The organism is Phocaeicola sp. GP0067, assembly GCF_031119655.1.
Lineage (GTDB): Bacteria > Bacteroidota > Bacteroidia > Bacteroidales > Bacteroidaceae > Phocaeicola > Phocaeicola vulgatus.
The window spans coordinates 46,976-70,475 of record NZ_JAVHZY010000014.1 but is presented as its reverse complement, the minus strand read 5'-3'; the positions used below and the strand labels follow the sequence as shown (position 1 = coordinate 70,475).

The window sequence follows — 23,500 nt, the reverse complement described above, 5'->3', positions numbered from 1 at the left end:
CTTTTTTTATTATGCAACGTGGCTGATTTATGCTACATTTGTTGCTCAATGGATTATTTATAAATAAATAGTATGCAACTAATTGATGGAAAAGCTATTTCGGAACTGGTGAAGCAGGAGATTGCTGCGGAAGTTGCCGGAATCGTGGCTAAAGGTGGCAAGCGTCCCCATTTAGCTGCAATCCTCGTTGGACACGACGGGGGAAGTGAGACATACGTGGCGGCTAAAGTAAAGGCCTGTGAAGTATGTGGTTTCAAATCCAGTCTGATCCGTTATGAAGCAGATGTGACGGAAGAAGAATTACTGGCAAAGGTCAGAGAACTGAATGAGGATGCTGACGTGGATGGTTTTATCGTACAACTTCCCTTACCGAAGCATATTTCCGAGCAGAAAGTGATTGAAACCATTGACTATCGTAAAGATGTGGATGGTTTCCATCCTATCAATGTAGGACGTATGTCCATTGGCCTTCCTTGCTATGTATCCGCTACGCCTAATGGTATTCTGGAATTGCTGAAACGTTACCATATTGAAACACAGGGAAAGAAGTGTGTAGTATTGGGCCGTAGCAATATTGTGGGTAAGCCTATGGCGAGCCTGATGATGCAGAAAGCTTATCCGGGTGATGCCACTGTAACTGTTTGTCACAGCCGCAGCAAGGATTTGGTAAAAGAATGTCAGGAAGCTGACATTATCATTGCTGCACTGGGTCAGCCGAATTTTGTGAAGGCTGAGATGGTGAAAGAAGGTGCGGTGGTTATTGACGTGGGTACTACCCGTGTGCCGGATGCCACAAAGAAATCCGGATTCAAACTGACCGGAGATGTGAAATTTGATGAAGTGGCTCCCAAATGTTCTTATATCACTCCCGTTCCGGGTGGTGTGGGACCTATGACTATTGTATCTTTAATGAAGAATACGTTGCTGGCTGGAAAAAAGGCCATTTACAAATAAGTGCCACATGCTTTGCGAAGCTTGATGGATAAAAAAGAATGTGTCAAAAGTTTGGTAATGCTTACAGGATAAGCTGACCTGCTTTTGACACACTTGTTTTCATGAACAAAAGTTAGATAGTGTAAAATAAACTGTGTCACGCATTATTTCCTATTAGAAAACTTATCGGTCGGGGAACGGCCAGCGCCAAGGGGCGGGACCACCCGTCCCGACGAGTGTAAAATTACAATAATTTAAATTGTTCTCCAAACTTTATGGCCAGTTGCAGTGAGATTGTAGCCCAATTGGCAAGTGGCATAGTCCACTTCTTCCGTATATTACGGTATGCAAGATAAACCAGTTTCTCAAGGGCTGTATCCGACGGGAACACGCCCTTGTTTTTTGTTACCTTACGAATCTGACGGTGATACCCTTCAACAGTATTTGTTGTATATATAAGCTTACGGATAGCCGGAGTGTACTGGAAATATTCGGACAGCTTATCCCAATTCTCCTGCCAGGACCTGATTACAACAGGATACTGTTCGCCCCATTTCTCTTCCAGCTTAAGAAGTTCATTTTCTGCCGATTCTTTATTTACAGCCTGATAAACGCATTTCAAATCCTTCAGGAATTCCTTTTGATTTTTGGAGCCTACATATTTGATGGAATTACGAATCTGATGTACAACACAAAGCTGTATGGCTGTATTGGGATAAACACTTTGGATTGCTTCAGGAAAACCTTTCAAGCCGTCTATACAGGCAATAAGAATATCTTCGACTCCACGGTTCTGGAGATCTGTCAGAACACTGAGCCAGAAGTTTGCTCCCTCATTTCTTGATATATACATTCCGAGTAGCTCCTTATGTCCTTCCCGGTCAATACCCAACACATTATAGATTGCACGTGTAACAGCACAACCACGTTCATCCGTTACCTTATAATGGATGGCATCCATCCAGACTATAGGATAGACAGAATCAAGCATACGTGATTTCCATGCCTTTATTTCCGGAAGTACACGATCTGTAATGGCGCTGATTGTATCTGCCGATATACGATTACCAAGGTTCTCTTCCATCCAATCACTAATCTCACGTGTGCTGTTACCAAGAGCATACAGGCCGATTATACGGTCAGCAACACCTTCTGCCAGAATGGTCTCACGCTTCTTAATAAATTGTGGATCAAAACTTGAATTACGGTCACGAGGAGTGGATACGGTTACCTCACCTAATGGTGTCTGGACCTGCTTTTGCATTTTCCCGTTACGGCGGTTACCCATTTGACGTTCTTCTTCTGTAAGATGTGCATCCATCTCACCCTCTAGAGCTGCATTCAGGATACTTTCCAATAAAGGGGCGAAAGCACCGTCTTTACCTAACAAGGGCTTACCTGCTCTTAGCTGCTCAATTGCCTTGTTCTTGATACTCTCAAAATCAAATTCTTCTTTCATACAAAAAAAACGTGTTAGCAAAGTTAATATTTTACTCTTTGCTGACACAGTTTTATTTACATCCTCTATAAGTTCAGCCGTTTTTTGACGCTCGCCTTCTGTCTGGCAATTCGCCAATATCTCATTACGCTTTTCGGTAGATATGATAAACGCATCGTTATACCCAGTAAGGACTCCACGATAAATGTTTATATCCCAATCTTTGAGTGGTGTACCAATAGATTCATCTTATGCCTGATACATTGTTCAATTGGCGACAATATTACCCAGCTGTTACTATCGGAGAAATCGCAAATGGTATGCTCTTGCTGCACGAAATCGCTCCTTATACTTCTACCATAAAAGTCTTAATAAATCGAGCGAGCGTATTTCTATCCACTTTACAAATTTTAGCGATTTTGCGTTGTGAAACTTCAGCTTTCAATAGTTCTTGTATGAGAATTCTCTTATCGTGGAGTTTGTACTTTTCTGGAGCAGTCTTTTTCCCTTTAGGACGTCCTAATATTACTCCTTCTATTTTCTTTCGTGCTAAGGCTTCTTTTGTTCGTTGGCTAATAAGGTTACGTTCAATCTCTGCTGACAGTCCAAAAGCAAAAGCCAACACTTTACTTTGAATGTCCTCTCCTAACTTATAGTTGTCTTTGATAGTCCAAACCCTACATTCCTTGCTCATGCAAATATTCAGAATTTCCATTATCATAAAGAGATTACGACCCAATCTGGACAATTCAGCGCAGATAATTAAATCATCTTTCTGTACCTTATTGAGCAATTTTCCGAGTTCACGTTTGTTGTAGGCTTTTGTTCCACTAATGGTTTCCTCTATCCAACCATCAATTTTTATGTTTTGATTGTCGCAGAAATTCTTGATTTCAAAACGTTGGTTTTCTACTGTCTGCTTATCACTGCTTACTCTAATGTATCCGTATATCATATGTCTAATTATAAATGTTTATAGATATATAATATGGATAGTTTTTCTATAGAAACCTAAGAGAGCGTTGATTTTACATTTAATTCTTTGCCATTTCGTTTTTAATGAACTTTCAATTTCCATTTTTATATAGTACAATTTAATTTTTATTCTTCTATTTGTGCATAGAATAACTGACTTGATAGCAACTTATAGTTGAGCACAGCAATAAATACGGTTGTCAGCTCTTTACCTTAAAATCGGGCACTTCTTCCGAAGCTTTTACAATAAGTCGATAAGAAATTTATTTCAGAATTAATTAAAATTCCCGAATCTGGCCTATAACAAACTCGGATGGGAAAAGTGATGGTACCATCAGATATGCATATAGCCATATGACCGGACATGTAGATACGACGATAACAATACGCTCTTCTATCGGAAAGGATATAACGGGATGCACGGATAACCATATATGATTATCGGAATAGTGGTATGGCTGGTTGTGGGTATATGACAGCATCCGTATATCCGATTCTGTATTTTTATTATCGGTATTTCATTTGTTCCAAAAGCCTCTTTAACAGATTCCATCCGGGATGATCGCCTGAATTCTCATGTACCGGACTTTCTATTTGCTTGATTATCAAATAACCGTATTGCATCCGGTTATTTGTCGGAATCTGTCATTCAGTAATTGTTCCTGTCATTCGTTTTTTCTCTGCGGTTGTTGCCTTTTTTCTCGTAGTATTATGGTCATGTTACCGGATGGGAAGAGCCATCTCCATCACAACCATGAATTATAGTGTAGCCATATTTGTATATAGCCGTATGATACGCTATCCGGATAATGCTATCACAGAATTGCGATATAGCCGGATATCAAAATAGGGATAGCCGGGAGCGAAGGGAGCACGCATCCTTCCGGATATAGATATCTCAAAATCTCCATTTGCAGAAGTGTATAAATATCAATCCATTAATGGAGATTATAAAGAAAAAACATAAGTCACACACGACTACCTGTCATTCTCCATTTGCGGATGTGTAGAAGTAGCAATCCATTAATGGAGACGATGAAGAAAAACATAAGTCGTACACGGCTACCTGTCATTCTCCATTTGCAGAAGTGTAGAAGTAGCAATCCATTAATGGACAATAGGGCATGTAAAGGGCAGATTTTCAGCATATTCGCCTCCTTATCCCCGAATTATGGGCGTAAGTCACATAGTCATGGAAATATATCTATCCTTTAATGGGGAGAACAGCCGGCAAATATCTGATGGAAAAGCCCCACAAACCACAGGAAAATAGCCTTACAATGAGCTGATACACAATAATTATTGGAGAAACATGGTCCGCTCCTGCGGACAGCAAGTTGTCTTTTCGTTTAACGAAAATAAAACGGTTTAACGGCGTATTCGCCGCCAAATCGTACCCGCCTAATACTCCGGAGATCGCTGCGGAATAGCGGTTTCGACGTCCTGCCTTGAGGAAAACGCAAGGATAAGGATAAACGGAAATGGATCACGCCATTGCACGTGTGAAGCATGTGAAGCGGCAAGGATGATTGACAAAAATGAAGATGGAACGGAAAAGATAACAGCCTATGAGTAAGAAATATGATTTTTTTAGAACCAAATGAGGCTCTTCCGGTTGCCAAAAAAATATAAGAAAAAGACTGTATGGTTGACATATCGGAAACAATTATAAAGCCGTCCGTATCTTCAATGTCAACTTGGAAAATTCAAAAACATACTTTCGGAAGCCTTGTCTGAAATGGACGAAGCTCTCTTCTATGCGAGGCAAGTACGGTCAATGTCAGTAAGAACTCCGGAAAGGTACTTGAACGGGAAAGTAAGAAGATCTGCCAAAAGATAGCACGGAGAACGAAGCGGTGAGATTGTTCGACCGATCGCCCGTCAATGAAAGACCGCATACTAATCTCTGTCATTATCTTCTGGTGGTTATTGGTGGTTACGCCAATTTTACCTTTAAAATAGATTAAAATTTATTAAATATCAGTGATTTCTAAAATTCTGTTCCTCGTCAAAAATTTCACGCAGGACAAAAACGGAACAAAACCACAGGAAAATAAATACAAGAACGCTCTTGACTGAAAATGCCTTTGCGGTGCATTCGCACCGTCTTTGCAAAAGTACGAATTTGTCCCGTCAAAAACTAATATTTTGTCGTATTTCTCTCATCTACAAACGATTTTCTTTGAGGCTTTTTCCTCTGCGGATAATGCAGGTAGGTTTCACTCTTCTCACACTTTATGCTGCCTTTTCTCTGGTTTGGCTGAATGCCGTTTATTAAAGATTGTTTTACATTGTCTGGTCAGTTATAGGCTACTCAGACCAGATACTTGTGTGGTCAAATGACCGCATATTTGTCTACATCTTTAGATGTCTAAGTTGGGTATTGAACAGGTCAATACAAAATTCCACTATCTGAACAAATGCCGGATAATCAGCCAAACCAGCATCTGATTAGATAACCAGACATAATTGATATTCAATGTTTTAATAAAGCGAAACGACCCATTGGAAATGAAAAATCTCCATATATCTTTGCGGTCACAATTGATAATGAAAACAAGAAAATAGTAGAAATATGAACGAATCAAAAATGAACCTTGAACACGAGCGTAAGATTGCATCACTCCAAGAAAGAGTGGCTCGTTTGGAAGACCTTTGCTTTTCAGCTAAGGAAGTGTTGAATCTGGAGGAAGCCTCGGCTTTTCTCGGCATTGCCAAGAGCATCTTGTATAAGATGACTCACACGAATCAGTTGCCGTTCTTCAAACCGGCAGGCAAGCTCATCTTCTTCGAGAAGAAAGCTCTGCTTGATTGGGTGAGAGGTGCAAAGTCCATGTCGGAGGAGGGGGTGAGAGCGGAAGCTGCCACCCGATAGGCAGAGATGAGTCAATGTTAAATATTAGAAGCATGAAGAGTAGAAGACCTCACCAAGATTATAGCCCACCGTGACCCGCTGTTGGCAAATGCGGTCAGCAAGATGGCTGTGTATGTTCAAGACCGTTTCCCTGCCGCCTTTCCAAGCAAGGAACAGACAGAAGCAGTGAACAGCTACCTTGACAGCATTTGCAAACCGAAGCATGAGCCGATGACAGAAATCGAATGTGAGCACAGACGTTTGGCATCACACAAAATCACAATTGCGGCTATCTGTGTACTTGACAGAAGCGAACAGGAAAGGTTGCAGGATGTGCTAGACCATATTTCTTACGACCGAGAGTATTACTTGCCAGAGAGAACGAACAGAAGGTACTTCTAATGTTTCTCTTTTTGGCTGCACCAGTTTTTAATCATCAAAAACACTTAGACGATGAAACAACAAGTAAACTATTGTATAGTGCTTTCCGCAGAACGACTCAAATTTCTGGCAGAAAGCAAGTATGGCATTGACCGAATGAAGATACTTCACCAACTGATTAGGTCTGTCTCGTTGAAAGAGACGGAGTATAACATCAAAGGATTTCATACCACGATCCATGTGGGGCAGGCGGCTATATCGGAAGTGGAATTGTCCAACCGATTGCGCTATGACAAGAAGACTATCTCACGATTGCTCGACCAGATGAATCAGCTTGGAATTGTCGCAACCGAACAGAGTAACCGAACCAGCGTACATACGTTGAAATGTATCTCGGCTTGGATGGTGGACGGACAACGCACCACCAATCCTTTCTATGTTCAGATTAAAGACAGACCGTCTTCTGAACAAATCCATGAGAGAAATGCCAGTCAAAACTTCAAGAAGATAGTCACAAGCGGAGAGGAACATTTGGCTACCGATTCCAAGAGAAATTTCCGTAGCCAATCGTCCGAAACTGTACCTACCGAGCCTTGCGGTTCACCTATTTCTTTCCCTATTTTAGATTTACAGCCACCAGTCTATTCTGATAATGGCGAATTACTGATACCATCAGGGGAAGAAAACGTAGTTGGTAATGATGCAGCATCGCAACCGACAGACACCAATGAATCGCCCACTAATAGAACCGACCATTCTATGCCCGACATTGAAGGAAGTTCTTCTGGGTGTTCTACGACCTCGTCAACAGACCTGTCTAATGATAGAACTGTTGAGAATGGCTCTACAGCCCCGAACAACACATCCCGGGCATTACCCTCTATTAATCAGCGAACGACCGACTACGTTTTCCCACAACCTTTGGCAGAGGAAGAATCGCAGCCCCTCGTATTAGCTGAGTGAACACTATCTGAGTGATGGCATAGTAAGAGTAACCGTAACTGTTTTAGGGAGTAGCAAGAAGTACCAATGTCGGACAAACCCGCTTTGCATGTCTATACCTATTGATTTTTTTCTCGAAAAGATTTGTGCATTTTCTTGAAAAAACATATCTTTACAATGTTTACTCCCGGTAGCCCTTGATTCGTCAAGCTATCGGGTTTGTTTTTGCAAATATATTGATTCTGAAAGGTAATTGAAACTGAATGCCTACTTAATATATTTAATGGTTTCAACTTCCATCCGCTTTATTGTTCTTTCTTAAAGGCTCTCACGATAAGGAATATTAAAGCTACAGCTACTACTATGTCAATGATATTCCAAAGGACCCTTCCGAGTACAACTTTGAAAAATGGCTGAAACAAAAGAGCTAATCCAGCAAATAAGAACCCAAGTCCATCTTTTTTGTTTTTAAAATAGTCATATGATAGATAAACAAATGCACCTGCCGCTGCAAATCTCACTAGTTCATAGAAGCCATATGGCATATCTGCTAAGCAAAGAATCAGCATAATGGCGATTATAAGTTTCAATATCGGCTTCATGTGGATTTATTTTATATATGGTTTAACAACATCTATGCTCCAAGCATAATTTAAATTAGCTTGAGAGCCATCAGCAAAAGAACCGGAAGTGATGCCAACAACTTCTCCATACTCATTGATTAGTGCACCGCCACTACTCCCGTGATCAATAAGTGCGCTTATTTGCATTAAATTATCCGCACGCCATTGTGAAACTTCTCCTGAAGAGAAAGTGTTTTCCAATCCTCGTGGACTACCGATAGCATATACCTTATCTCCAATTCTAGGTTTAGACTTTGCTATCGGAATGTAATTAGTATTTTGACAGTTTACCATAAATACGATAAAATCCTCTTTTTCACTTTTATGAAGGACTTTTGCTACAGAATACGATTTATTACTGCCAGCCAACTTTATTTGCTCCCTACCAATGGTAGTCCCTTTAAATACGTGATAGTTACTAACGGCAAGTCCATCGTTACTAACAAAGAAACCTGAACCTTGATACCCATTACTACCATCACTCGTAAAAATCATAAATACAGCATTACCGTATCTATCGAAAACTTGAGAACCTTCCAACTTTTGATTAGAACGTTTGCTATTCCTTTTTTTTTGACTTGATGACGCTCGCCTTTCTCTAACTTCTTTTATAGGAGAATTTTCTCTATTACTTTCTGTTACTATTTCGGTAGAACGATACCGTTCTCTTTGATTTCTTGCAGATTTACGACAGCCAATGAGGGTGGTGCAACAGCAAAAAAATAGTAATATGGATATTTTTTTCATACTAGTTAATAATACCTGGTTTGGGTAAAATATGTATTAGAAATCTTTGATTTTTAGTATTAGAAGCATTATCAGGATATGCCCTAAGAGCACCTTCTGTACCACTACCACAGACTAAAACTTCACAATTTTGTCGCTTTAAATCCAAATGGCGGTTAATTTGAAAATAGCGATACAAAGACAAAGCTCTTTGGTAGCTTAAATCAAAATTTCCAGTATATCCATCATTGGAGGCTTGACCTTCAATAATTAACAAATACTTTACAGACTCACCATACTCTTCTTCTGCATGCTTTAGGAATTGATCTATAGCCAGACCTGCGCTATATAGTTCTTCTCTTTTTTCTAGTGGAATATGAGTAATTTCAGATTGGCCTATTGGAAACGAGACATCAATCTTTAGCACATGTTTCTTATGCAATTCATTGTACTCAAACCATTTACTATCAATGTTTTGTATGCTATTTTCGATATTATGAATCTTATCGATTTCTGCTTGAGTCGCAATTTGTAAATCATTTGCTTTTTTGAGTGCTCGTCCCATTGCAATAATCGCTACAACAAAGAGCACAAGTAATGTAAAGAACAAGCTAGTCATCAAATCTGAATAGCTTGTCCAAAACAAAGATTTCTTATTTCCTTTTGCCATATATGTTAGATTTTAATATCAAACATTTGAACGAAAAGCATAGCAAGAAGCATAATAAACGAACCACAAACGCCAACAGCAATGGCTACATTCATCCAATTACGCTTAGCATTTCCTTTAGAATCCAATGGTGTACCAATGGAACTTGCTAGAGATTGAATCGCAACACCTTGCTCCTCAATCTTTTGTTGCTGAGTGAGTATTGTTTGATTCAGTTTCTCCATTACTTTAGCCAGCTCGTTCATTTGACTTGGCACATTTGCGAATTGTAACTTTAATGATTCGCGCTGAGTTGAGATCTCATTTTCGAGCAATTCCTTTTGCGCAGCTAACATTTCTTTGATTGCTGTGTTCTGAGTTTCAAAAGTACTTGATATGCTCTCAATGCCTTGACGAGATTGTTCTCCTACCTCTTTGAATGTATCCTTTAGTCCACCAAATGGGTCATTAATTTCTGCTATCTTATTATTAATAGCTACACGTTGATCTTCAAGTGCTTTTGAAAGGCTCTCTTGTTGTTCTTCAATCAATGCTTGAACTTGTTGATTCTGCTTTTGGAAGACATCAGTCAAATTAGAGATACTTCCTGCTAGACTTGTTCCTAAATTCTCTAAAGCTTCTTGGACAACAGAGTCCAAACCAGACATTTGTTGTCTCATCATTCCTTGTCTGTCTTGAACATATTCAATCTCGCTCTTGAAATAATTACCTAATTCTTCAGAAAGACGAGTCCTATCCTCAATATCACCCAAGCGTGAATTCAATTTAACGACCTGAGCTATATATTCTTCTGAATTTCCAAGATGTTCAAAAAGGCGTTCCAACTCTTCTGTACATCCTTGCAACTTATCGTATACTTCTACATTCGCTTTAGCAATCTTAGCAATCTTAATTTTATCAATAGCATCAAGTAATTTCACTTGATTGTCATAATTGTCTGTTACTTGAGATAAGGTTTCCTTTAATTCTTTGGTATTTTCAGCAAAAGTACTATTGAATTTATTTAAGTCATTTGCCATTTTTGTAAGTGCACCGGTAAGGTCATCTGACATATTAGGCATAACTTTTGTCTGAATCCAAGACAGAAATTTGTTCTTCATCTTAAGCATCTCACCTCGTGCCTCCTTGTACTTTGAGGTAGAAATAGCTGTAAACATGACACCAAGAAAGCTTGCAATCATAGCAATACCAATATCAGTCAGAAGAGTCTTAATTCCTTCGACCTGAATATTAGTACCTGTCAATAAAGTTCCAAGATCTGTCCAAGCAAAAGATACAACTCCAATTGCGGCACCTAAAATTGTAGCCATAAGACCAAGATAAAGGGGGGTCGACAACATTGTATCAACATCTTCCTCTATTTTTTGGGAATCTCTTTCAACTATCTCCTTGATTATCTGATAATCTGCAGACGTATTCTTATTTTCATTTAGATACCCATTAATATCATGCAAAGTTCCTTCAAATTCTGTATGATTAAGAGAGCATTCTATTGTGTTACTTTCTTTATGTAATGACAATGTATTTGTATTAGGGAACAATGCTCTAAGTTTACCAATAATTGACAGGTTCTTAAAGAATGCAATTACTTGAAGGACAACGATAAATGCTACGACAATCGCTACTATATAATATTGAACAGACATAGTTTATTGCTTAGTTAATGAAATAACCGCTTTCTTTTCTACTTGAAATGATCCCCCTATCAGTTTTGCTTCTCCAATAGAAAGAATCAGGATTGTATTGGCACCTTCTATTTGATTTTGGATGTCACAATACGGAATGAGATATCGATTAACATCTGATATGGCTTTAATTATAGGACCATCGTCAGTATTAATTGTAAATTTGTAAATACTGCCACTTTTGCTTGCCCAATATAGAGAATCAGACGAAATCATGCTCTCTTCTAGTGTACCATTTTCTGATACTTCAAAATAGATTTTCTCGGAAGGATCATCAGAGCCGAAACTAACAGAATAGCTTTCCAGCATCTTCTTAAGACGAGAAATTTCTTTGTCCTTGTCGGTTAGATTTTTGTTATATTCTTTTTTTAATGTTTCTAACTGTTTTTTGGACTCTTCTTCAATTTTTACTTTCTCATCAAGAGCTTTTACCCTACCACTTTCAAGTTCGTTGTTTTTTTTGTTTTCTTCATCGAATTTTTTAGTTTGCTCTTCTAATGATTGCTGAAGTTTTTCAATCTCGGCATCCTTATCTGAAAGCAGTTTTTGGTTCTTTTCGTTCTCTTTTTGATGCATTTGAATTTCTTTTTCAAGCTTCTTAATTTGATCGATGAGTTCTTGGTTGTTTCTACTATTACCAGCCAAATTTCCTGTAAGATAGGACGATTTATTATAATATGTCTCTTTGAACCTACTCATACAAGGATGATTGAGAATGAATTCTAATGCATGCTGCATGTCAGAAGAATTCTGCGGATCTACTTTTATATTGACTTCAAACATAACTTAACAATATTGGATTATAACTTTTGTGAGAACTTGAAAGTCACTAGACAAGCTCCCTGGCTTCTTCACATTTACACTCTTTGCTTGATCTGGATCAATTCCGTTTGTTTGAACTTCACAGAAAGGATCAATAACGCTAGTTCGGTTATTAATAGCTTTACCTGTCTTTGCACAACAAAATTCAAAAGCATAAATGTCATTACTTTTCCACGCTCTATACATGGCAACATCAGCAGATTGAGCTATTGACAACTTTCCTCCATCAACAGCTTTAAGCCAAATATATTCACGAGTTTCTGCTTGCCTATTGGCAACTTTGTCATTATTATCTTTTGGCTTCACTGTGTTGGGTAGCATAGAATTAGTACCCTGTTCACGAAAAGCATTCTTTTTAACACCTCCTGTTGTAGAGTTTGATTGTACTTTTCGTGAATTACTCAATTGACTTTCAAGGGCGTGTATACGATTCTTTAACTGTACAATTTCATCTTTTATTTTCGTGTAATCTTTTTTCTGTTTGTTGAATAAAAAACTATTGTCGCAATCCATATCAGAATGACTATATGCATAATTAGTGTGTGCTTTATAGATTGCATATAGACTAAATAAAATGGCGATGCCACAAAGTATCAAAATCAAATATATGTCTGGAAAGCCACTAATTAGATTATGATGTATGGATTCATTCAAGCTATTACTTAGATCTCTTATTGATGTTTCTAGACAGTTCACCTTTGAAGTCGATTCCTCAAAGATAGAATCTTGCTTAACTTTGATACTATCTTGGGCAAAAAGAGTATTGTTAAAGCTGTATGCAAGCAGATGAAACAAAAACAAGCCGCTTCTCCTCTTTGAATTATTCATTTTCACAAATTCTATTACTTAAATCATTAATTACACCAATTATCGGATAGAAGAATAGAGTCTCTTCTAACTTATCATCAAGACTGACATCACTAGTATCCAATTTCAAACGAACACCTTTCTCTACATATGTAGACAGGTTCTCGTTGAAACACTTTGCAGCTAAATCAAGATGTTGCTTATCAATACCAAACTCGTTACTTAACGAAAAGCCCTGAATACGTGCTAGTTTCAAAGCAATAAAGTTAAAATAGGCTCTTACGTCTTTAACAACATCATCATACATTGTCTGTGCATCAGCATATGTTTCTGATTCACACAGTAAGTTCCTTGAAACTCCTAAAAGAATACTCTTCGCGGATTCTATATTAGTTGGTTCGTGGCTCAAGAACAAACCACCCTTACAAGTAGCTTCCTTCGGGTTCTCAGAATTTAGTATCAGCTTAATATCCTTATCAATATCAGAATCATACACCAACTTAAAAATGTGCCTTGTTAGTTTCTCAAGAGAAGATTTATTAGGACTTAGTACAGATACTACTTTCGAGCCATTACCGCTAAACGCTATATTCGCGGGAACTTCTAATCTCTTTGCTTTCATGAGATGAGCCAAGTGATAAATAATAGAAGTATAGAAGATGAAGAATACTATCTTTTGGCTTCCATTACGCATTAAATACGCATTAAAATCAACTGCATCACTCATAGACTTTGCTTTGATCTTTTCGTTATCAGCAAGAGAAAACAAGAAAGATGCAACCTCTGAAGAATTACCATAGTTATTAGCAGTCTTTTGGATGAGCATTTTCTGTAATTCCTCTTCACCTTCAAGTTTTGAAATAAAATCATCTTTACATTGTCTGATAATACCGTTTAGTTCTCCATTTTGAACGCTAACTAAGCTATTACCAAAGATTGCATCAGCAGCAAATCTCATGGATGATATACACTTTACACCATTTGTATCCGCAACAACAATGTCAGTTGTACCGCCGCCTATATCAATTGTAACGATATTAGTTACGTCAGATCTAGTTTTTTGGAAAAATGAATATGGAGCAACAGATTCTGTTATAGAAGTAGGAACTCCTGTTGGATTAAAGTACTTCTTATATGCAGCAGTCCACAAACGCTCAAATAATCCTTTCTTAAAAGCAGACATACTTATTGGATAAAACCATTTGATTTGTGTTTGCTGTATACTAGCTCCTTCTTGAACTACTTTTGTACGTATCATCATAAACAAAGATTCAATATAACATTTTATTCTTTGCTCATTAGTAGGACTAGCTTGACTCCACTTTAAGTTAGGAACGTACTCATTGTACTTTGTGCCTACTATTTTTTGATTATACATAAATGCAGGAGATGCATTGCCAAATGGCTCATATGCTCCAATTCCAGTGCCATTACGTCCGGAATTTACTTTATCAATGCAAAGGACAGTGCGCATGGGAAAATGACAATTAGCGTTCACGCCTATAGATTCAGGAATAAACTCACCTCTGATATGATCCATAACCACCGCACTATCTGTTGAGAAAAGCAGACTGAACTGTGGCTGGTCGCTATTAAATTCAAATGGCTTAGGTAGTTGGTCATCACCTGAAGAGTACTCTATATGAGTGTTTGATGTCCCTAAGTCAATGGCAAATGTCAACGAGGCAGCACCGGCACGTTGTTTAAACTTGGGTATTAATAATCCACTGCCCACTCTTTCTTTTCCAGATTCTGAAACTAAAGAAACTCTTGCAAAGTCAAAAGATTTACCATCTAACAAGTATACTTTAGAGCTTAACTCTTCCTGGATATCCACATTCCTAGTAACATAATCTGGTACAAACTTACCAGCAACATTAGTATAACAAGCACATGTGCAGTCTTTATTAACAGAATGATCGGAAAGAATAACGATTCTATAATGCGCATCAGCCTCCAGAGCAAATTTTACAGGCGGGAATACACCTACTGCTAAATCCTCATCAGGAACAACAATTGCACCCTTATTGTTCTGTTCATCAGCTTTAACATCAAGAGTATATATTCGCTTATATTCTACTTCTCCAGCCTTAATAGGTACACGGAGTGATACTTCAACACCGGAAGCTACTTGCTTAATTTCAAAAGCCTTTTTGCCTGATGGGGCCAAGCCAATTAAATAATCAGATGTAAAGTAATCAAAGAAAGTATCCTTTATTGGCAATAAATAACCTTCAACATTGCCATTTGAACTCTGATAGTTGCCATCAAAATAGTCTGCTTTATTAATAGCAGAAGGAAGTTTTACAATTTTATCTTCAAAAAAGTCGCTGATAGTTAAATAGGGATGCTGGATATTAATGCCAGGCAGACGCCGTTGCGCAAGAGGCAAAGCATCATAATATGGTACATCAAAACTTCTACCAAACTTAGAACCATAGTACTCCATGTTTTCATAAGCGTTTCCTCTGACAACAGGAAGAACTAACGGTAATGTTTCTGTTGATTTCAGAGCTTGTAATTCAAAATCAGAGTGTCCTGTGACAACATCTCTTTTGCAATGGAATGAAACTCCATTGATTTCGACATCAAAAGATGTTGTAGTATTAATATTTACACTAAGAGCTTCATAAGTCTTATCTACGAAGTTTTTTGTACCTGGAATTATTGAAATACACTGATTTTGAATGCTATTAATTTCGTTTTTGAGGCTATTATCAAGAACGAAGTAAACAGCATCCATATATTTGGCAACCTCAGGATAATCATTATTAAAGTTCGCATTTGAGTATCTAAATGCAAACATATATTTCAAGAATTCCGGATCTCTTTGGTCAAGAGATGAATAGTTTGAATCAAATGCATAATCAGTACCGAAACATAGCTCCTTTGATATAGCAGACTCGTTATTAGCTGTAGAGAAAAATAAGGTTGCAGGTGAAGTAGCCCCAATGATGTGCATCTGTTTCTGTCCTAATCCCTTATATTTAAGAATATACATATTCTTCATTTTCCCAAAATTGTATGGGTCATTTCCTAAGGCATCTTGCTTGAGGAACATGTCTAATGATCTACCAGCAACTTGGTGATTTGGATTAGGTGACAACAATAACTTCTGCAATTCTTGATTCATATTCCAAACAACAATGTCAACCTTATCTTGCATGGTTGGATATGAAAAAAATATTTGTGCTACATCTAAGGTGTCAGATACCATTTTATGATAAATTGTATTGCCTGATAGGAGTGATTTTACATCGTCAACAGACATTTGATTTAATGTGCCTGGAATAATTTTACCAAAGGCTTCTTTCACCAATTCTATTCTCGCAAAAGGCGAAGGGATTGATGTTATTTCGTTTTGCGTAGTTGTTGCATCAGAGATTCCATCAACATACCCATGATTATATGTTGTTGCAGTTGAATTACTCCAACCAACAATAGTAGTCTTTGTAGCAACAGCACCAGCTCTTTTTAATCTGAAAATGTGTCCCATAATTACAATTTAAGTTTGTTTTCACATATTTCCTTGAGCGTAATATAGAATAGCTCAAGAAAAGATTGTAGTGGATTGAGATTAGCGGAAATTTTACCAATGTTATCACTTAGCTTCTTGTCGATATAGTCACAGCCTTTCTTTGATAAAAAGCCATAGTGAGGAGTAATACCTACAATAATATCTAAAGCATCAACTGAAGATTTATCCAATCTAAATGGTTCAAAAGAAATATGATTTTCCTTCATCTCACTGAGCCATTCTTCAAAGCATTGCTTATATTTGTTGTATGCACTGAAATTGGAAGATCTCCAAAAAGAATCCCCCAAGATAGAGCTCTTATCTTTTGCCCATTTCTGTGAAGAACGATGTGAGGCATCACGATTGTTCAGATATGAATTCAAAATCGCCATCATAGATAATGGCTTACATATTATGTTATTTGTTTCAATGCCAAAGTCAGCAAACATAACACTTTGTGAATCACTTTCAAGACCAAACTCATGAAAATTAGTATTTTTCACTGCATTCTGTTGAGATTGTTTTCCAGCGAAATCAATAATAGAAAGAGCCGCAAGCATTTCTACCAAATGAGCATTATTTTGTTGGTTACCACCTCCGTCACAATTATCGTAACCTGCAGCTGAGAAATCATCACCTAAATAATACATATCATCTAAAGTGTTGTTGCCGGTAACATTTTTCTCATAATAGTTTAAAGCCGCTTTAGCTTTTGTAATGAAAGAGTCTGCTTGTATTGAACTCTTTTTGTCTGTTTTAAGATTAAAATATGGAAGAAGAGAAACAGCTCCAATTGGTGCGTTTGCTAATGCGGTATTGGAATTTGTTCTCATATTCTTCAGCAAAAGAGGGAAGCCACTTGCACCTGTCCCTCCAAATATCGAACTGATAATAAACACCTTGTCGCCATTAACAAAATTAGTAGCGAAAGTATTGTAGTCTTTTGAGTCGGTAAACTGGTTAAGTACAATACTACCAATATTAGGATTGCCCTTAAAACCGACATTCATATCTGAAGCCAAGTTTGCATTAGAAAACAACATTCTCATAATAGCCTGATTTTCTAAAGACATAGTGCCAAGACTCAGATAATTCTCAAATGATATTCCTGAAGTTCCAACTAGTGGAAGTAAATAATTGCCATCATCATTGAGAGCACTTATTGGATTTTTGAAGAATTCATTTTTCTCATTATTGTTAAAGCTAAGAGCATTATGAATATTCTCATAAGAACGCATAACATCAACAGTGCGAACCAAATCACCATTTGATTGATCTGGGTCGACAATCATTGGGACAATTTCGTAATTGGTATGTACGCCTGAAGAAAGAAGCATTGTAAGTGATCTTAAAACACGCGACCCCGACCCACCAATTGCAAATACATAGAGCTTACTCATACATTAAAATGTTAAAATTTTTGAAAGGGTACATATTTTGCTATGCTACCCCATTTTATGATCAGTGATGCAACAACAAAGAAGATAAATGACCAAATCACATTAGTGAAACTAAGCATGGTACAATCTAAATATAACCATTCTTCCGATGGTGCAACTTCATTGTTGATTAATGGTGTCATCGTGTACCATAATGCAAATACAAAATTGATAATAGCATTTATACCAGAATATACAAACCACCACATAGTTTGCTTGCGAACTGGAGCTAAAACATAGTAGAATATAGCACACACTACAAAAGAGCAAATAAGCATAAAAGCACCTATGTGCAAATAACCTGGTATGGTTTCATAGAGATACGAATCAAGCTCTACACTATAGAAACCATTTGTGTAGTAGTAAATCGAGTTAAATAAATCTTCCATACTATTTTAAATTCAAATTAATTATAAAAATGTTATTGTATTTATTTCGATAGGCATTGTTTACTCCTTCAATTAATGATTTTATGCCATAAGTTGTACTATCTTTAGGTAGTGAGTTGTTCTCAAAATTTGATGTAATAACCCAATCTGGTAACTTTGTTGTATAACCAATAACTAAATCACAAGCAAAAGGTCGTTGGTTTGTTGCAATCGTATAAATATATTGTCCCTTACTTTCCGATTTTATATTTTCAATATAGTATTCATTGGGGGCTATTGTATATTTTGTTATATCTTTTATTTCCGAATCAGAAATTATAACCTTTGATAAATCTACCTTTATATCCACCTTGTATAGATTATTTTCATATCGATCTTCTTTCCAGTGTTTAACGATTATATCTTTTCCCTTGTCTGTCATTCGGGCATTGTTAGTAATAACCATTGTTGTACACACTTCCATTGGTTGCAAAAACATTTTCGCTTCATTCTCTAATGTTATTGGCAAGTTCGTCACATCTTTAACTTTTCTACTGGGACCAAAAATCCATAAATAAAGTGGACGTTTACCATTGAATTTTATTTTGCCGGGAAAATAATATCCCTCAAATGATGCTTCATACTTATATATAGCAATAGATAAATCGTTATATTTGTTTATTCCTTTGGTGAAGATCTTGGTTATTTCTGATTTTGCTTTATCCAAATTTCCAAACCTACTTTCAAAACAATAGTCGGAAAGTAGAATATTTATGGTATTATCATTAGTGGTCAATAAGATTTGCTCAAGAACTTTATCAATATCAGAATAACTTGAATTACAGTTCTCATAAATTTGGTTGAGCCATTTATTTATGGTGATTTTTTGTGAACTAATTCCATTATTAATGTAGTTTAGCGAGATAGTATCGCCATCTCCTTTATTTTCTTCTATTCTATCGTAAAACTCTTTAAGGATATTACCAGCATCATTTGTATTTCCTTTAAAATAACCCTTTACACTACCTGAGTTCTCAACATAGAAATTATATGTTATAGGCTCTTTTTTTACTATTTCTATCTCTTTAGTGTTATCTTCATTTTTTGACTCACCATTGCGCGGATTTCCACAACTAGAGCATATCATTAAGTATAAGCAACTTAGGCTAGCAATACAACTGCGCATCACAACTATTTTTTTCTTTTTCATATTAGTGATTTAAATCTTTTACTTTTTTACAATTTCAATAAACGCATTTGGAATGCATGCTGTAGCCATAGTTAGCAAACCATCAATAACAATTCCAACTCGCTGTTGCCCTTGATAACGAGCCACGATGCCTGTTACCCCCCCCTTGAATTTCCCTTCAATATACGAACTGCTTGACCCTTTTGGAATTTTTGCACCTCATCAATAGATACAATGATGTCATCCGCATCTGCTTTACAGATAATGCGAAGACTCTCTATCTGATTGTTGGAGACAATCAGTGGCTCTTTCTCGACTTTTTTGCTGATATGGAAGTACCGATAGTAAAAACGGAGATAAGGAAGGTTTACGTTGTCGTAAACAAAAGACTTGATTTCTTCTTCTGTGCCATAAGCAAAGAAAATATTGGGAAGACGTGACTCTTCTACTGTTTTACGTTTGCCATCTACAAGTCTGACGATAGAAAGCAGTTCCACCTTTACTTTAATATAGTCGTATGCTTTCTTTTCTCTTCCGTAAGTAGTACGTAGAGCGTACCAATGAGAATCCTCTGTTTTAGATGCAGAAGAGTGGTCGTTACCAGTTCCCGAAAGAGCGTTTTTGGTGGTCCCCCTGTGTTTGAGTTCTCTACCAAAACTGTTTTTTTGAACTTCGGGGAGAGCATCGGGGGTAAGCCCGGTGCTGGAAGGAACCAAACCGCCTCTTTGGGTGTTTGCACTTTTAATTGCAAGGTCATCAATATTCATATCGGTACTAACTTTATTCTAGACAAAACTCAGTTAATAGCACATAAAAAAGCGTGGAATTGTCTTGTTGTCCGTTCCACGTACCAAGGCTCTTGCATTGCCTAATCCAGATGAACAGACAACGTCAGAGCCCACGCCGATATGAATATAGTCTTACCGTTAAAAGACCTATATAAACAAAAATTATGCCCGAAAAGGTACAATTCGTGCTTATAAGGTCTCCACGGGGTTGATATAATCACACCCGGGACATCTACCGTTGCTAAGTTCAAGACTGGATTTTGAATTTGCAAGATTCGGTACGTCTTAAACAGAGCGTTAGTAAACGCCTTAAATATGTAACGGACTATTATTATCCCACCCATGACCCGCTTCATGCAATTTGCTCTTGGCTCGGCGTAGGCGTTTCATTTGTGGTCTTAGAAGAATACATCTTCAATGGCGACATCTGAAACTTTCATAGTCCTAATGCAAATATCGAAAGAATATTCCAAAATACATAAAGAAAGGGAAAGAAAATGGCGATAGTAGCCAAATTTCAAGCATTTTTTAAGATTTAAAACTTCTAAATTTCAAATAAAGGTTCAAAAAGGGATAAAAAAGGAAAAAGAAAAACGAGGGCACTGAAAAAGGTATCCTCTTAAGATTTAATCCCAATCTTTAAAAAGACGAAAGCAGATTGTATTAGCCTTTATATCGGTTTTGCAATCTGCTTTTATATATCTTGATAGGAGTTTATATTCGGCCTTGTATAGTCAGTAAGGCCATCATATTATACGTGGGTAATTTTTATAAGTGTTTTTAGCTTAGTTTCAATATTCTCTTGATATTTGCGGCAAAGATGGTCATAGCACCTTGCATCTGCATACCATCCAGCCCATACGACAGTGCCTTATCATAACCGTATACCTGCTTTAATTCTGCATTCTTTGCCTCAATCTTGTATCTTTGACGAGCTATATCTTTAAATTCTTGTGATTTCTGGAATCCAAGCTGCCTTTTCTGTTCTTCATTCCTGATAGGTATACTATAGGTCTTGCTTTTAGCCCCCTCCTTGTAGCATCCTTCTCTTCGTGAACAAGTCTTGCATTTCTCTATATCAAAGAAATAAGTCATGGATTGATTCCATTTCCCATCCTTTTTCCCCTGCCTTGCTTTTCTGATTGCCATATGACCGGCAGGACAAACAAACATGCCTGCATCCTTGTTATAATCAAACTTGTCTTCATCTTTCCTGAGTCCATGACTTATGGCCGGATGTAATTTTGATACCAAAGTAAATCCCTTCTCTTCATCTTCTGCCAGTCTAAGGTTTTCCGATCCGGAGTATGCGGTATCACCAATGACAGTGTTCACTTCCATTCCGTTTTTTCTGCTTTGCTCCACAAGCTCTTTCAACTGAGGCCCATCGCCCTTTTCGCCAGAAGTAACAGTAGCGGCTGTTATGATACGCTCATCACTCATTGCAATGTGAGTCTTATATCCGAAAAAAGAACTGTCTTCTGTTTTATGACCAATGCGGGCATCTGCATCCTTTGAGGTCGTATAGTGATCCTCTATATCTGAAAGCGTTTCCTTGAGCATGTTAAGTCGCTGCTTTACTGCAGGCACTTCTGAAAGACTGGCATCTGAAGTGATAAGTTTCAGAAGGTCTTTGGTATAATCCAACTCATGCGCAAGATCATCCTCTTTATTTTTAGACGGCAGGGTTTGCTTGATATTATCATCCATGGCATAAAGTACCTTACGGAGTTGCTTTGAACGGAGTCGCAGAATCTCTATCGGGGAGTACGGGTTAGACCTGGCTTCTGTATGAGTAGCATCTACAATAATAGTCCTTGATTTTATGATGCCTTTCTCTATCGCTATTTCTACGCTCTTCTGGATTAGCAGGTTCATAAGATCCATGTCTTCCAGCCGTAACTTGCGGAACTTACAAAGACTGCTGGCATTAATAACGTCTTCCTCTGGAGCCATGCCAAGGAAATACTTAAAGGACATATCATAACGGGAACGCTCTACGACATCTACGTCAGAAATATCGTATATGGTCTTCAGCAGAAGATACTTGAACATGCGAATAGGGGATTCTGCTGTTCGACCATTATCCTTGCAATACTTATTGGCAAGTTCCTGATAGACAAAAGTGAAATCTACAAGATCATTAATGCGGCGAAGAAGATTGTCTTGGGGGACAACTATATCGTAGAGTGAACTATATTCACTGAGCGGAAGTTCTTGTTGTGGTGATAGCATGGACCTTAAATATTATGGCATTAAGGTACAAAAAATCTGCACATAGCCAAATAATATACAGGCTATGTGCAGATTTAATTCTTTAAAAAGCTGCAAGGAAATTTTTTCAGTGCCCTCAGAAAAACTCTTCTCCCTTTATTGACATTGAAGTGATTTAAACTTATGTATATCAATTAAAATGTTGTCAAACAGCGTACAAATAGAATTATTCATTATATTATGGGTGACCAAACTCATTCATAATAAACAACCTATGTACGCATATTGAACAAAGATACGATAAAAAACGAAATACTTCCTCATCTTTCTGTGGCAAAACGCGGTTTTCAATCAAGAAGCAGTCTGATTGAAGTTATCAATGCCATTCTCTATAAATTAAAGACTGGATGTCAATGGGCATATCTTCCCGTGAAAGAGCTGTTCAACGGCAAGGTCCTGAAATACAGTGCTGTATTTCACCATTACAACAAGTGGAGCAAGAAATGCGAATGGAGGTCGCTTTAGCTGCAACTTTTGGACAAGCACCATTCGGAACTTGACATGTCAAGTGTGGACCTTGACGGAGGCCACACTCCGGCCATACGCGGCGGGGAAGAAGTCGGCTATCAGGGAAGAAAAAAAACGCAAGACGACCAATGCCCTTTATCTTACAGACAGGAAAGGGCTTCCTCTCGCCATGTCCGCTCCGAAAAGCGGGGAACATCATGACACGCACAATATTGTTGCTACAATGCAAGACATGATGGCAGACATGGCAAAAGCCAATATCAGGACGGACGGGCTTTTTCTGAATGCGGATGCCGGATTTGATTGTGTACCCCTCCGCTCAGTGCTCAAAACTTATGGAATTGTGGCAAACATCTGTATCAACAAAAGAAATGGAACGGGAAATGACAGTATAGTCCTTGATGAGTTGTTGTATAGGGAACGATACTACATAGAACGGACAAACGTATGGATCGACAGTTACAGAACTATTTTGAATCGATTTGATACAACTCTCAGAAACTGGGAATCATGGAACTATATCGCTTTTTCCGTTATGCTATTGAGAAAATGTGTAAGAAAAAGAAAAGTTTAAATCACTTCATTGTCTAAAAAATCCCAT

Annotated in this window: 18 protein-coding genes and 1 pseudogene; 5 read left to right on the top strand and 14 right to left on the bottom strand. The window is 37.6% G+C overall.

The window, feature by feature from the left end:
• Nucleotides 1–72 precede the first annotated feature (72 nt).
• Nucleotides 73–954: a bifunctional methylenetetrahydrofolate dehydrogenase/methenyltetrahydrofolate cyclohydrolase FolD gene (folD, locus tag RE317_RS12345; RefSeq protein ID WP_005848775.1), complete on the top strand. Its 882-nt coding sequence runs from the start codon at nt 73–75 to the stop codon at nt 952–954.
• 223 nt (nt 955–1,177) lie between these two features.
• On the opposite strand, the gene RE317_RS12340 is transcribed toward folD, so the two are convergent.
• Nucleotides 1,178–2,392, bottom strand: coding sequence for an IS256 family transposase (locus RE317_RS12340; RefSeq protein WP_008668060.1), 1,215 nt, complete (start codon nt 2,390–2,392; stop codon nt 1,178–1,180).
• Nucleotides 2,393–2,717: 325 nt separating this feature from the next.
• On the bottom strand, nt 2,718–3,326 hold the full coding sequence (locus RE317_RS12335) for a master DNA invertase Mpi family serine-type recombinase (RefSeq protein ID WP_005652924.1): 609 nt from the start codon (nt 3,324–3,326) through the stop codon (nt 2,718–2,720).
• Nucleotides 3,327–5,921: 2,595 nt separating this feature from the next.
• Here RE317_RS12335 and RE317_RS12330 point away from each other — a divergent pair.
• Genes RE317_RS12330 through RE317_RS12320 form a run of 3 tightly spaced genes read left to right on the top strand, consistent with a single transcriptional unit; the run spans nt 5,922 to nt 7,544 of the window.
• Nucleotides 5,922–6,221: a helix-turn-helix domain-containing protein gene (locus RE317_RS12330; protein WP_008668061.1), complete on the top strand. Its 300-nt coding sequence runs from the start codon at nt 5,922–5,924 to the stop codon at nt 6,219–6,221.
• Nucleotides 6,222–6,278: 57 nt separating this feature from the next.
• Nucleotides 6,279–6,602, top strand: a complete 324-nt coding sequence (locus RE317_RS12325) for a hypothetical protein (RefSeq protein WP_032939368.1) — start codon at nt 6,279–6,281, stop codon at nt 6,600–6,602.
• Between the two features lie 51 nt (nt 6,603–6,653).
• Nucleotides 6,654–7,544, top strand: coding sequence for a MarR family winged helix-turn-helix transcriptional regulator (locus RE317_RS12320; protein WP_008668063.1), 891 nt, complete (start codon nt 6,654–6,656; stop codon nt 7,542–7,544).
• Nucleotides 7,545–7,828: 284 nt separating this feature from the next.
• Here the strand turns inward: RE317_RS12320 and RE317_RS12315 are convergent, their stop codons facing one another.
• The 12 genes from RE317_RS12315 to RE317_RS12260 all read right to left on the bottom strand — a co-directional run bounded on the left by RE317_RS12315 (nt 7,829) and on the right by RE317_RS12260 (nt 22,392).
• Nucleotides 7,829–8,125, bottom strand: coding sequence for a DUF6804 family protein (locus tag RE317_RS12315; RefSeq protein ID WP_008668065.1), 297 nt, complete (start codon nt 8,123–8,125; stop codon nt 7,829–7,831).
• Nucleotides 8,126–8,131: 6 nt separating this feature from the next.
• Complete coding sequence (locus tag RE317_RS12310) at nt 8,132–8,893, bottom strand: S1C family serine protease (protein ID WP_008668067.1); 762 nt, start codon at nt 8,891–8,893, stop codon at nt 8,132–8,134.
• Between the two features lies 1 nt (nt 8,894).
• Nucleotides 8,895–9,542, bottom strand: a complete 648-nt coding sequence (locus RE317_RS12305) for a hypothetical protein (protein ID WP_008668069.1) — start codon at nt 9,540–9,542, stop codon at nt 8,895–8,897.
• 5 nt (nt 9,543–9,547) lie between these two features.
• A complete protein-coding gene (locus RE317_RS12300; protein WP_008668071.1) occupies nt 9,548–11,188 on the bottom strand; it encodes a hypothetical protein in 1,641 nt (546 codons plus the stop codon).
• A 3-nt stretch (nt 11,189–11,191) separates the two neighbouring features.
• On the bottom strand, nt 11,192–12,010 hold the full coding sequence (locus tag RE317_RS12295; RefSeq protein WP_008668073.1) for a hypothetical protein: 819 nt from the start codon (nt 12,008–12,010) through the stop codon (nt 11,192–11,194).
• A 3-nt stretch (nt 12,011–12,013) separates the two neighbouring features.
• A complete protein-coding gene (locus tag RE317_RS12290) occupies nt 12,014–12,877 on the bottom strand; it encodes a hypothetical protein (RefSeq protein WP_008668075.1) in 864 nt (287 codons plus the stop codon).
• Complete coding sequence (locus tag RE317_RS12285; RefSeq protein ID WP_008781854.1) at nt 12,870–16,352, bottom strand: hypothetical protein; 3,483 nt, start codon at nt 16,350–16,352, stop codon at nt 12,870–12,872. Before RE317_RS12285 ends, RE317_RS12290 begins: the two co-directional genes overlap by 8 nt.
• 2 nt (nt 16,353–16,354) lie before the next feature.
• Nucleotides 16,355–17,773, bottom strand: coding sequence for a hypothetical protein (locus RE317_RS12280; RefSeq protein ID WP_008668379.1), 1,419 nt, complete (start codon nt 17,771–17,773; stop codon nt 16,355–16,357).
• An 11-nt stretch (nt 17,774–17,784) separates the two neighbouring features.
• Entirely contained in the window at nt 17,785–18,201 is a 417-nt protein-coding gene (locus RE317_RS12275) for a hypothetical protein (RefSeq protein WP_008668380.1), read from the bottom strand.
• Between the two features lies 1 nt (nt 18,202).
• Nucleotides 18,203–19,390, bottom strand: coding sequence for a hypothetical protein (locus RE317_RS12270; protein ID WP_008668381.1), 1,188 nt, complete (start codon nt 19,388–19,390; stop codon nt 18,203–18,205).
• Between the two features lie 134 nt (nt 19,391–19,524).
• Nucleotides 19,525–20,136, bottom strand: a complete 612-nt coding sequence (locus RE317_RS12265) for a UpxY family transcription antiterminator (RefSeq protein ID WP_008668382.1) — start codon at nt 20,134–20,136, stop codon at nt 19,525–19,527.
• 801 nt (nt 20,137–20,937) lie between these two features.
• Nucleotides 20,938–22,392, bottom strand: a complete 1,455-nt coding sequence (locus tag RE317_RS12260) for an IS1182-like element ISBas1 family transposase (protein ID WP_008668383.1) — start codon at nt 22,390–22,392, stop codon at nt 20,938–20,940.
• Between the two features lie 178 nt (nt 22,393–22,570).
• On the opposite strand from RE317_RS12260, the pseudogene RE317_RS12255 reads away from it, so the two are divergent.
• A pseudogene (locus tag RE317_RS12255) lies at nt 22,571–23,473 on the top strand (IS5 family transposase).
• Nucleotides 23,474–23,500: the final 27 nt, after the last annotated feature.